This window comes from Arthrobacter zhaoxinii (assembly GCF_024385505.1).
GTDB lineage: Bacteria > Actinomycetota > Actinomycetes > Actinomycetales > Micrococcaceae > Arthrobacter_B > Arthrobacter_B zhaoxinii.
In genome coordinates this window covers 97,223-109,316 of record NZ_JANFLT010000008.1, presented here as the reverse complement: position 1 = coordinate 109,316, position 12,094 = coordinate 97,223, and the positions used below count along the sequence as shown (strand labels likewise).

9 protein-coding genes, 1 tRNA gene and 2 rRNA genes are annotated in these 12,094 nt (G+C 67.0%); 9 read left to right on the top strand and 3 right to left on the bottom strand.

Annotation, left to right across the window (positions count from 1 at the left end):
- From rrf (NNX37_RS16320) to NNX37_RS16305, 4 genes are all read left to right on the top strand, one after another.
- Positions 1–85: ribosomal RNA gene (gene rrf / locus NNX37_RS16320) — 5S ribosomal RNA — on the top strand; the annotation flags it as partial.
- Between the two features lie 276 nt (positions 86–361).
- Positions 362–478: ribosomal RNA gene (gene rrf / locus NNX37_RS16315) — 5S ribosomal RNA — on the top strand.
- Between the two features lie 122 nt (positions 479–600).
- Positions 601–1,248 carry a TMEM175 family protein gene (locus NNX37_RS16310; protein ID WP_255793807.1) on the top strand — a complete coding sequence of 216 codons (648 nt, stop codon included), beginning with the start codon at positions 601–603 and terminating at the stop codon, positions 1,246–1,248.
- Between the two features lie 87 nt (positions 1,249–1,335).
- Positions 1,336–1,423 (top strand) — tRNA-Ser (locus NNX37_RS16305).
- Between the two features lie 59 nt (positions 1,424–1,482).
- Here NNX37_RS16305 and NNX37_RS16300 read toward each other — a convergent pair.
- A complete protein-coding gene (locus tag NNX37_RS16300; protein ID WP_255793806.1) occupies positions 1,483–3,951 on the bottom strand; it encodes an ABC transporter permease in 2,469 nt (822 codons plus the stop codon).
- A gap of 1 nt (position 3,952) precedes the next feature.
- Complete coding sequence (locus tag NNX37_RS16295; RefSeq protein ID WP_255793805.1) at positions 3,953–4,708, bottom strand: ABC transporter ATP-binding protein; 756 nt, start codon at positions 4,706–4,708, stop codon at positions 3,953–3,955.
- A 165-nt stretch (positions 4,709–4,873) separates the two neighbouring features.
- Between NNX37_RS16295 and NNX37_RS16290 the strand changes: the two genes are divergently transcribed.
- From NNX37_RS16290 to NNX37_RS16270, 5 genes are all read left to right on the top strand, one after another.
- Complete coding sequence (locus NNX37_RS16290) at positions 4,874–6,136, top strand: sensor histidine kinase (protein WP_255793804.1); 1,263 nt, start codon at positions 4,874–4,876, stop codon at positions 6,134–6,136.
- The gene (locus NNX37_RS16285; RefSeq protein ID WP_255793803.1) at positions 6,124–6,768 is read left to right on the top strand and encodes a response regulator; all 645 of its coding nucleotides are present in this window, start codon (positions 6,124–6,126) and stop codon (positions 6,766–6,768) included. Before NNX37_RS16290 ends, NNX37_RS16285 begins: the two co-directional genes overlap by 13 nt.
- Before the next feature lie 105 nt (positions 6,769–6,873).
- Positions 6,874–7,704, top strand: coding sequence for an SDR family oxidoreductase (locus tag NNX37_RS16280; RefSeq protein WP_255793802.1), 831 nt, complete (start codon positions 6,874–6,876; stop codon positions 7,702–7,704).
- 30 nt (positions 7,705–7,734) lie between these two features.
- Positions 7,735–9,414: a class I adenylate-forming enzyme family protein gene (locus NNX37_RS16275; RefSeq protein ID WP_255793800.1), complete on the top strand. Its 1,680-nt coding sequence runs from the start codon at positions 7,735–7,737 to the stop codon at positions 9,412–9,414.
- Positions 9,415–10,647, top strand: a complete 1,233-nt coding sequence (locus NNX37_RS16270; protein WP_255793799.1) for a beta-ketoacyl-[acyl-carrier-protein] synthase family protein — start codon at positions 9,415–9,417, stop codon at positions 10,645–10,647.
- A gap of 121 nt (positions 10,648–10,768) precedes the next feature.
- Here NNX37_RS16270 and NNX37_RS16265 read toward each other — a convergent pair whose 3' ends face one another.
- Complete coding sequence (locus tag NNX37_RS16265) at positions 10,769–12,082, bottom strand: hypothetical protein (RefSeq protein WP_255793798.1); 1,314 nt, start codon at positions 12,080–12,082, stop codon at positions 10,769–10,771.
- Positions 12,083–12,094: the final 12 nt, after the last annotated feature.

Here is a 12,094-nt window from a genome sequence, read left to right as displayed (position 1 = left end):
TCCCATTCCGAACCCGGAAGCTAAGACCCACAGCGCCGATGGTACTGCATCCGGGAGGATGTGGGAGAGTAGGTCACCGCCGGACAATATTTGAAGGTTGAGCCCGTACCAGTGTTGGTACGGGCTCTTCCTGTTTAACCAGCCCTGTTCAGCACCTCCACGGAACCTACCGGCGGCCCACCGGCACCGGGGTGGAGTCGGACCAGGCGAGGCACTGTGTTTCTTCCGACACCCCGGACAAGTCCAGCCGGCCCGGCGTGGTCGAAATGGTCCGGAAGACGCGGTAAGATTAAGGAGCAGAAACCCGAAAGGGCAGCCTGTAATCAGAGATTTCCCGATGCGTTGTCGTCGGGGCTAGGGTTACGGCGGTCATAGCGTGGGGGAAACGCCCGGTCCCATTCCGAACCCGGAAGCTAAGACCCACAGCGCCGATGGTACTGCATCCGGGAGGATGTGGGAGAGTAGGTCACCGCCGGACATACGTTGGGATAAGGATCCGCACAAGGATGTGCGGGTCCTTATCTGTTTAACTGCACCTGCCGGCCCGCTTTCCTTCGGCCGACGCTCGACCCGCTGTGGAATGTACGCAAGCATGGTCCGGTGGCCGGCGAAAACAGCAACAGTCAGGGCTTCGCTCGAGCAAATTCCGGTCCGGACCTGGACCGCACCATGTTCTTCAGCGATGCCGTCTTCGCTATCGCCATGACGCTGCTGGCCGTGGACATCCGGGTTCCACAGGTGCCGGCCAACGAGCTTGGGGCGGCCGTGGCCGCGCAGCTTCCGGAGTTCGGGGCTTACGTCCTGTCCTTTGCGGTCACTGCCGCCTATTGGCTTAGCCATCACCGGCTCTTCCGGCTCCTGAGGGGATTCACCGGCCGGCTGCAGCAGTTGAACCTGGTGCTGCTGCTGTTCGTCGCCCTGCTGGGATACGCCACAGACATGCTGGCGTTCTACGGAGACCAGGTGCTCGGCGTCGTGATTTATGCGGCGGCACTGGGGCTTATCGGCACCGCCAATACCGGGCTATGGATTTACTGCAGCCGTGTGGGCCTTTTCCGGGATGACGTAGATCCCCGGCTTCCGGCCTTCGCGCAGGTCCGCGCCCCGGTCACCCCGGCGGTTTTCCTGGCCTCGATCCCCATTGCCATTCTGTGGAGTCCGCAGGCGGCCACCTGGTCCTGGCTGGGAATTGTCATTATCAATGCCGCACTCCACGGCCTCGGGCGTAGGCGAACCAGCTCAGCCTAAGCGCTCCTCAAGTGGGGTCATGGCGCCGATTCGGTGGTTTGGCCCTGCGTCGGGTAGTCTTATATCTGCTTCTACGGGAGCAAGCCTGGAGGATTCGCCTAGCGGCCTATGGCGCACGCCTGGAACGCGTGTTGGGTTAACGCCCTCGGGGGTTCAAATCCCCCATCCTCCGCCAGGACAAAGAAACACCCCGGTCTTCGGACCGGGGTGTTTCTCGTTAACCGGCAGGCTGCGTCAGGAGCGGAGCGCGGTACGCGTGGCCACCGCAATGGATCCGAACCCAAGTGCCGCCGTCGCACCTGCGAGGCCGAGGTACACCGCCGGCACGATCGTGGGCAGCGGCAGCCCGGAGACGCTGACGGCTATCCCTATCAGCGGCGGCAGGGCCAGGACGGTGCCGATAACGACGGCGGCAGCGACAATCAGCAGCGACTCCGCCCCCGTCATCCGGCGCAGCTGGGTATCCGACGCACCCAGGGACCGCAGCAGCATCATCTCCGGCCGCCGCCGCGCCGTCGCCATGACCAGCGTGTTGACCACGGAGACGGCGAGATACCCCAGCAGGACCAACATCGCGATAACCGACGCCCACGAGTCGGCATTCCGTTCGGCAGCTCCGGCTGCACCCAGCTCCTCCTTATCCAGAAGGGTCAACCCCAGACCGTCGACGGCGGCGGCCAGTTCCCCCGGATCCGCATCCGGCTCCGCGGTGACCAGCAGATAGTCGTTCAGTCCGGTGGTGGTGTGGCTGCGCAGCGTCTCATTGGCCACCGCCACATCCCCGAATCCCAGCCCCCGCTCATACGTGGCGACGACGGCGGCAGTCGCCTCGGTGCCGTCCCCGTAGTAGAAGGCAAAGTCCTCTCCCACGGATGTTCCGGCTTCCCGGGCAAGATCCGCGCTCAGCGCTACCGTGCCGGGTTCCGCCAACCGGTCCAGCGAACCCTGCGTCACGTCCAGGTCCAGGGTCCCGTCCAACTCCTGCGGGGCAAGACCCTGGATGGCGTACGGCTGCACGCCGTCCTCCATACCTGCGAAGCCTGCCTTGGCGAGAACCGCGGAGCGGGCCACCGGCGACGTCGCCTCCACACCGGGGAGGTCAGCCACCTCCTCAGCGAGTTCCTGGGAGACCCCGGTCCCGGGAGCACTAACCAGATACCCGGCCACCACCCCGTCACGGGACTGGCGTTCGGCTTCCGTTGCCACCGTGGCCGGCATAAAGAACTGCACGGATCCCAGCGCGATGGCCAGGGCCAGCGGAACAATCCCCGAGGCGAGCCGGCGCGGGAAAGCGGAGGCGTTGGCCTGCGCCAGGGCGAGCGAAGCGGAGGGGCTGCGGCGGACGAGCGGCTGCACCAGCTTCAATGCGGCCGTCACCAGCCAGGGCCCCAGCAGGCCGGCACCGATCATCAGCAGCAGGATGCTCGAGGCGGCGGACGCCAGCCCGGCCGTGCCGGGGAGGGCAACCGGTACCAGGGCCGCGAAGAGGCCGGCACCCAGCAGGGACAGTCCGGTGATGACGCGTCCGCGGCCCAGCCGGGATGCTTCCGTCACGGAGTCCCGCAGGGCCGCCGTCGGCGCCGCACGGACCGTGCCCCGGGCCGAGACGAGCGAGGCACCCACCGCAGCGGTGATGCTGACCGCTACGGCCGCCAGAGCCGGCAGCGGGCTGAAAGCCAGGACGAAGGTCTCCGGAAGCACCCCGCCGGCAGCGAACTGCTGGCCGAGGAACCCCGCCAACAGGTAGCCGGGCGCCGCACCCAGTACAGCGGCCGCGCCGGACACCAGCAGGACTTCACGCATCACGAGGCCCAGGGTCTGGTTTGCCCCGGCACCCACAGCGCGCAGCATCGCGAATTCGCGCCGCCGCGCCATGATGGACAGGGACAGGGTCCCGGCGGTCACGAACACCGCGGTCATAACGGCCACCCCGGCCAGCGAGCCGCTGAGCAGCAGCAGCGTGGACCGGGCGGCGGATCCGCCCAGGTTTTCCACGTCTCCGCGGCGGTCCCCGGTATAGCCGACGACGTCGGCCACCTGTGCCTCGATGTCGGCGGACAGCTGCGTCGGCCGGACGCCTGATTCGGCGATGACGCCCACGGTGGCCACCGTGTCTCCGTGCGGCCACAGGGCTCCCGCACCGGCGGTGCTGAGGAAAGCGGCAGGACCGGTGTCCACGCCCGCTTCCGCAGCGGCGAGGCCGGACACGGTGTACTCCGTCGCCTCCCCGCCGTGGGTGAGGATGAGCGTGCTGCCCGGGTCCACCCCGAAGGATGCATCCGCCACTACCTCCGCTGTGCCGGAGGGAGCTTCGCCGGCGGTCAGCGTGTAGGGCGTCAGGGCTGCGGAGTCCCAGGCGGCGGCGGAGACGGCCGTACCGTCGGTGGTGGCCAGCGGAAGGTCGATGGTGCCGACGGCCCGGTCAACTCCGGGGACGGCCGCGATCTCGTCAACGACGTCGGCGGGAAGCAGGACACGCTCGGCGAAGGGTGCGTCCATGTCCTCCACCACCGGATGCGCCTGCGGGGCTCCCACAACGACGTCGGCCCCCTGCAGGCGCTGCGGAGCGATGCCGCCGCGGGTCCCGGATTCAATGAGGACGCCCATCGCGGTGATCAGCGCGGCGCACAGGAACACGGCTACGAAAACCCCGGCGAACCCGCCGCGGTGGTGCCGGATGGATGCTTGGGCAAGGGTCCACATGTCAGTGCTCCCCAAGGGTGGCCATGCGTTCGCTGACATCAAGGGCGGTGGCTCCGGTCATGCTGCCGTCGAGGCGCCCGTCCGCGAGGAAAAGCACGGAGTCCGCAGAACCCGCGGCCACGGGATCGTGCGTCACCATAATGACGGTCTGGCCCAGGGCCGACACGGTGTGCCGCAGCAGGTCCAGCACCTGGCGTGCCGTGACGGAGTCCAGGGCTCCGGTGGGCTCATCAGCAAAAACGGCGTCCGGCCGGGTGATCAGCGCACGGGCAATGGCGGCCCGCTGCTGCTGCCCTCCGGAGAGTTCCTGCGGCTTCCGCTCGCCCAGGCCGGCCAGCCCCACCGCTTCCAGTACGTAGTCCAGCCAGACGGGGTCCGTTGCCCGCCCGGCCAGCAGCAGCGGCAGCGTGACGTTCCGGGCCACGGTCAGCTGGGGGAGCAGGTTGTAGGACTGGAAGACGAAACCGACGTGGTCCCGGCGGAAACGGGTCAGGGCCTTGCGGTGCAGGCGGGAAATTTCAGTATCCCCCAGCAGCACGGTGCCGCTGTCGGGGGCATCGAGCCCGGCAGCGCATTGGAGCAGGGTGCTTTTACCGGACCCGGAGGGCCCCATCACCGCGGTGAAGGTGCCGGCCGGAATGGCCAGGGACACCTCGCGGAGGGCCGGCACCGTGGTGTTGCCGGAACGGTAGCTTTTGGACACGCCCTGCAGCTGCAGAGCTGCGGGGCCGGAGAATTCGGAGGCGTCGGTGAACATCGGGTCATCCTTTGGTCGGGCCGGGGAAGGGAGGGGAAGAACGGGAAAACTTGCTGACTCCGACGCTACGGAGCGGGAAAAGGAGATCCGATACAGCCAACAGCCCGGTTTGGGGTATAGCTGGCTATACCGACAGCGGGAATCCGCTCGGGCATAATTCATCGGGTGAGACTCCCCGAGCGCGCCAGGACCCGAATCCGGGCTACGGGTTTCCTTGTGCGCGAGGGCGGCTACTGGTTCGTGTCCCTGGCCGTCCTGCTGGCCGGTATTGCGCTGCTTCCGTTCGTGGCCCTGGGGGTGGGCCTGTACGCGGTTCCGAGCTTCCTGGAGATCCTGAACCGTTTGGCCGCCCGGGCGCAGACCCGCTCGGCAAAGCGGGCTTCCGCCGTCATCCCCTTTGACCGGCGCCGCCTCACCGGCCGGTATTCGTTCACCGAACTGGCCGCCCTGCTGAGTGCTCCCGAAACCAAGCGGGACCTGTCCTGGCTGCTCTTCCACTGCGCGTTTGCCGTACTGGCGGCAGCGCTGGCCCTCGCGCTTCCCTTTGGCGCGGTACTCTATGTCGCTGCGGCACCCCTGTGGCAGCTCTTCCCGCCGGACGCACCGCTGGAACTGACCATCTTCGTCCGCAGCTGGGCCGACGCCCTCCTGATGATCCTGCTGGGACTGCTGTATGCCGCCGGGGCGTGGGTGCTGCTGCCGTGGCTGGCACGCCGGTTCAGCGAAGCCACCCTGGCCATCCTCTCGCCCCGCCGGTACGCGGACCTGGCCCGCCGGATCTCCGACCTCTCGACCGCCCGGGCCAGCGCCCTGGCCGCCCACGCGGCGGAACTGCGCCGGATTGAACGCGAACTGCACGACGGCGCGCAGAACCGGCTGGTCGGCGTCGTGATGATGCTGGGACTCGCCCAGCGCGCCGCCGAAACCGACCCGGCTGCTGCCGTGCCGTTCATCGGGCGGGCACAGGACGCCGCCTCCGAGGCGCTCGCCGGACTGCGCGCGGCAGTGCACGATATTTATCCGCCGGTCCTGGATGAACTCGGTCTGGGCGGTGCAGCCTCCGCACTGACCAGCCGTTCGCCCGTTCCGTGTTCCCTGAATGTGGAGGGCCTGCTCCGCGCTCCCGCGGCGGTGGAATCCGCGGCCTACTTTGTCCTCGCCGAGGCCCTGACCAACGCAGCCAAGCATTCCAATGCCTCACGGATCGACGTGGTGCTGCGGACCGAATCCACCCCTCGAGGAGATGTCCTGGTGGTCCTGGTGAACGACGACGGCCGGGGCGGCGCGACGGTGGACCCGGGAGAAACTGCCGGCACCGGGCTGGCCGGCATCGCCCGCCGCGCGGCGGCGTTCGGCGGCAGGCTGGTGCTGAACAGTCCCGGCGGCGGACCAACAAACATAAGAGTGGAACTGCCATGCGCCTTCTGATCGCCGAAGATGATGCCCTGCTGCGCGCGGGCCTCAAACTGCTGCTCGAGAGCGAAGGCTTCGACGTGGTGGGTTCCTGGGACAACGCCGATGACCTGCTCGAAGCCTTCGAACCGGGCAGCGCCGACGGCGCCGTGCTGGACGTCCGGATGCCGCCGACCTTCACCAACGAGGGCCTGCGGGCCGCCCTGGAACTGCGCTCCCGGGTCCCGGACTTTCCGGTGCTGGTCCTCTCCGCCTATGTGGAGGACCGCTATGCCAGCCGGCTGCTGGCCTCCGGAGCCCAGGGGGTGGGCTACCTGCTGAAGGAACGCGTGGGCAACGTCGGCGAATTCGTGGACGGACTGCGGCGTGTGGCCGCCGGCGGGACCGTGATGGACCCGGAGGTCATTGCCCAGCTGTTCAGCCGCCGCAGCAGCCAGGACCCCGTCCGCTCACTGACCCCGCGGGAATTCGAAGTGCTCGGGCTGGTGGCCGAAGGGCTAGGCAACACCGCCATTGCCTCGGCCATTTCCGTGTCCGAAACCGCGGTCAGCAAACACATCGGCAACATCTTCGCGAAACTCGGGCTGGCCCAGTCGGACAGCGGGCACCGCCGGGTGCTGGCCGCCCTGGCATACCTGCGCTCCTGACCACCTGCCGGCCTACCCGCATGCAGGTTTTGTCCCGGGTCTTGTTTCCCGGACGGCACCGGTGACAAGGTGTGATGCACTACAGCCGGGCGCAGGAGGACACACGTGGAACAGGGCGGCGGAAAGGTAGCGCTGATCACCGGTGCTTCGCGGGGGATCGGCCGGCGCGTGGCGGAGCGGCTCGCTGCGCAGGGAACCGCCGTCGTCGTCGGTTACCGCCGGAACGCGGAGATGGCCAAGGACGTCGTTACCCGGCTGCAGGAACTCGGCGGCGGCGGGATCGCGGTGCAGGCGGACGTGGAGAACCCCGAAGACATTGTCACGCTCTTTGATGCAGCAGCGGACGAATACGGCCGGCTGGATTACTTCATCAACAACGCCGCCGCTGCCGCGTTCAAGAACGTGGTGGACCTGAAAACCCACCATCTGGACCGTGCCTACGCCGTAAATGTGCGTCCCTTTGTCCTGGGCGCGCAGGAGGCGGTGAAGCTCATGGACGACGGCGGCCGGATAGTTGCGCTGACCAGTTACGGCAGCACCCGGGCCTTTCCCACCTATGCGGCGCTCGGCTCCTACAAAGCCGCCGTGGAGTCCTTCGTCCGGTTTATGGCGGTGGAATTCGGCCCCTACGGCATCACCGTCAACGCGGTGAACGGCGGCCTGATCGAGTCCGATTCCCTGGACTACTTCTACTCCATGGACGGTATGGCCCCGATGGACAGCGTCATTTCCCGGTTGCCCGCCCGCCGTCCGGGCACCGTCGACGAGATGGCCGCCGCGGTGGAGTTCCTGCTCTCCGAAGGAGCCGGATACACCACCGGGCAGGTCCTGGCGGTCGACGGCGGCCTGTCGGTCATCGCTCCGCCGTTCCATTCCGAGGCGTCCGGTCCGCCGGTCGCACTGCCGGAGAAGCCCACCCGGGGCGGCAGCCGGTAACCAAGCCGTATGGATTGAAAGGAAGCATCAGTGAGTTACGATCCCGCCCGCTACCGGAACTACTTCGAACACTCCCTGACCTACGCCGCTGGGTTCTCCCGCAACGTGGCGCGGTACTCAGACCGGGTTGCCCTGGCCGATCCGGTGACGGGCCGGGACTTCACGTACGCCCAGCTGGGGGATGCCGTGAACGCCGTGGCCCGTGCACTGGCCGAACGCGGCGTCGGGCGCGGGGACCGGGTGCTCTACCAGCTCTACAACAGTGTCGAGTTCGCCCTGCTGTACCTGGCCACCCAGCGGCTTGGGGCGGTCAGCGTTCCGGTGAACTACCGGCTGGCACCGGCGGAAACCGCGCACATCCTGAAGGACAGCGATCCGGCAGTGCTTATCGTGGACGCCGAGCACACCGACGCCGCGGCGCAGGCATTGGAGCTGGCCGGGGTTTCACCGGTGGTCCTGGTGGCCGGCGGTGGCGATTCCACGCAGTGGGGGATGGGATCGGGGCAGCTGGGACAGGACTTCGACGCCGCCGTCGACGCCGCGACGGGGGACCTGCCCGAGCTCCCCGCGGACTTCTCCACCTTCGAGGAAAGCACCCGCTTCTACACCTCGGGCACCACGGGCATGCCCAAGGGAGTGCCGCTGCCGTCCATCGCCGAGCTGATGAGCGCCCACGACGTGATTATGCACTTTCCACTCAGTCCGTCCGACCGCACCCTGAACATGACCCCGTGGTTCCACCGCGGCGGCCTGCACTCCGGCGGGCCCAACCCCGTGTTCTACATCGGCGGGTCCGTGGTCCCGATGCGCAGCTTTAACCCGGCAACAGTGCTGGACTGGGTAGGGGAGCAGGGGCTGACCTATCTGATCGGTGCGCCGACCACCCTGGAGATGATCGCCGTCGAGCAGGAGAAGACCCCGCGGAACCTGGAGACCCTGCGCGGCATCGTGACCATGGGTGCACCGCTGGACCGCGCCGCGGCCATCCGGTACCAGGAGCTGCTCACGCCGCGGATCTTCAACGGTTACGGAACCACCGAGGGCTTCTGGAACACGTTCCTGCGTCCCGAGGACCTCCCCGCCCATGCCGGCAGCGCCGGGCGCGCGTGTACGGACGACGACGTCGCCGTCGTCCGCGTGTTTGAAGGCCGCCGCGGGCAGCCGCACGAACTGGCCGCCCGGGACGGCAGCGAGATCGGCGAAGTGATTATGCGCTCGCCGAAATCCGGGTTCAGCTACGCCAACCTGCCGCATGTGGAGGAGGAGAAGTTCCACGACGGGTGGCTCTACCCCGGGGACATGGCCACCTGGGATGCGGAAGGCTACCTGACCATCATGGGTCGGACGGATGACATGATCATTTCCGGAGGGGAGAACATCCATCCGGTGCAGGTGGAAGCCGCGCTCGCGGACCATCCCGGCGTCCTCGAATCCGTCGTCGTGGGAGTGCCGGATGACCGGTGGGGGCAGCGTGTGGTGGCGTATGTGGTGCGCCGGGACGCGGAGCTCGACGCCGACGGGCTGGACGCGTTCTGCCTGGCCCATCCCGGGCTGGCCGATTTCAAGCGGCCCCGGGGCTACCGTTTTGTCGACGAAGTGCCGATGACCGCCACCGGAAAGAAAATGCACTACAAGGTGGCGGATTCCGCAGCGCAGGACTGGCTGGATGGTCGGATGCACGTCCCGGCGCCGGCCCGGAAGGCGGACTAGATGGACGAGCGCGTGGTCATCACCGGCATGGGGGCGGTGACACCGCTCGGCGGCACCTGGGGCGAAACCTGGGCGGGACTGAAGGACGGACGCAGCGGCATCGACAAAATCGCCGCCTTCGATGCCACGGAATTCCCCACCCGGATTGCCGGAGAAGTGAAGAACTTCGATCCGGCGCAGTACCTGCCGGTCAAGCGCCTGCACCGGTCCTCCCGCGCCTCCCAGCTGGCGGTGGCGGCCTCACGCGAGGCAGTGGCCGACGCCGGACTTGGCACCTCCCTGGAAGACACCGACGCGGCGGTGATCATCAACAGTGCTGTCTCCGGGTATCCGGAAATCCAGGCCGCCACGGAGATTTTCGGCCGTGACGGTCTGCGCCGTATCAGCCCCAGCTTCGTGGCGTCATCGTTGACGAATATGCCGGCCTGCGAGGTGGCCATCGACCTGGCGGTCCACGGACCGGTGAACGCCAGCGCCCTGGCGTGTGCCAGCGGAACTCAGGCCCTGCTGGAGGCACGCCGTACCCTGCTGGCCGGCGACGCCGACGTGGTGGTGGCTGGCGGAACCGACGCTGCCATTACATCGGTGATGTTTGCCGGGCTCAACGCTATGCGCGGACTGTCCCGGAACAACGATTCGCCGCAGGAAGCCAGCCGGCCCTTCGACGCGGACCGGGACGGGTTTGTTTTCGCCGAGGGAGCGGTGGTGTGCGTGCTGGAACTGCTCAGCCATGCCCGTGCCCGCGGGGCCGAGGTGTATTCGGAGCTGCTGGGCGGCGCGCTGACGTCCGACGCCTTCCATATTGTTGCTCCGGCCCCCTCCGGACAGTATGCGGCTGAAGCCATCTGCCGCACGCTTGACCGGTCCCGGCTGAACCCGGAGGACGTGGATCTGATCTGTGCCCACGGAACCTCCACGCAGGCCAATGACCGGACCGAAACTCTAGCCCTGCACACCGCCTTCGGCGAGCACGCGCCGTCGCTCGCGGTTACGGCACCCAAGTCCATGACCGGGCACCTCATCGGCGCGGCGGGCACCCTTGGATCTCTGCTCTGCGCGATGGCGATTGGTGAGGGTGTCATTCCGCCCACCCTGAACTACACCACGCCGGATCCGGAATGCGATCTGGACTACGTCCCGGGAACAGCCCGCGAATCACCGGTCCGCTATGCGCTTACCAACGCGTTCGGTTTCGGCGGCCAAAATGCTGTGGCGGCGTTCGGTCCTGTCTGAGGTGCGCAGGAGCGCCCCGGAGGTGCGCCGGAGGAAGGCGGCTTTAATATTTCCTGCGAGTTCTGCGAGCAAGGGAATTTCGTTGCCGCCGTTCCGGCACACCGCAGGGGGCCAGGAGCGCTTACTGGCAGTAGGAGTCGAGCCCGGTCTCGTAAGCCTCCGGATAGAACTCCAGGGCCAACTCGAAGGTATCCTCACTCCACTCGGAGTCCCGGCCACTCCAGGCCGACGACAGGTAGTGCGTACTGAACTCGGGTTCCAGGCGAGAGTTCCAGATGTTCCGTTTTACCGGTGACCGATGCAGCCAACGGTCCGGTTCGCCGGTGCAGGCGGCATCCCAGTACTCCACAAGATCTTGATAGACCATACCGACGGCCAGCCTTCTGCCGTTATCCTTCGCGGCCTCATCGAGAACCCAGTCGGTGTACTGCTGGGCATGCTCCCGCACGCCGGGATCCACGATTTGTTCGGTCTCGCGCTTTTGCCTGTAGGCCGCCATCCCGCGGTGGTCGATGACGGCTTTTTCCCCCACCCGGTCCAGGTAGGCCTGGACTTCCGGCGACGTCATCACCGGGCTGTTCCAGAAGGCCTCGTAATCCGCCGCCGTCAGCTGTCCCGCGGCGTTGGGGTGCGTCTCCAAGGATTCCAGCAGCATATCTGCCTCATGGGTAACCGAGAACAGGAGGTTCATATCGCCCGGATGGCTGCTCTCCGGCGGTATCGGTAACTTGCAGAAACGGGGGAGGGCAGCTTCAAAGGCAGCCGGGTAGACCTTGGCGACCAGGCTGGTTGCCTGTCTCGTATGCTCCTCGGATTCCAGCAACGACAGGACCTGGGGCTGGGTGGTAGTCCAATTTCGAATGGGATGCCCGTTGGCCTGGTAGGAGACGTCGTCCCTGTCCCAGCGGTGGCAGGTCTTTCTGGACAGCTGTGCCAAGTCGTCGTAAACCGCACTCTTCGCACCCTGGACCGTGCCGTGTGAGACGAGCTCGGCTATCTCGTCCGCGGCGGCTTGGGCGTTGGCACGTTTGGCTGGGTCTACGATCTTGTCCACCCTGTACTCCATGTGCTTCACGTCCTCCTGGAGACGCGCCTTCCATCCCTCGTTGATGACGTCCAGCAGTGCAAGGGCGTCCGGGGTGTTCAGGGCAGGTTCAGCCCAGAAGTCCGCGTAGTCTTCCTCGCTGATGTCTGCGGGGAGCGGGTCCGACGCGTCATGCACCGCGCTGCGTGAGGTCACCAGTATGTAGCCTTCGGCCCGGGAATCCGCGGCGGCCTCGGTATACGTCAAGTACTCGACCCACAGATAGGCGGCAACAAGGGAGGTGACCACAAAGAGGCTCACGAGGGTTACGACGATCATCCTCGGGCGGCCGGGACCGCGCTTCGGGGGAGGAGCCAGATAGTCGGGCAGCACGATTGGATGTTCGCTCATCGTGCTGCCTCT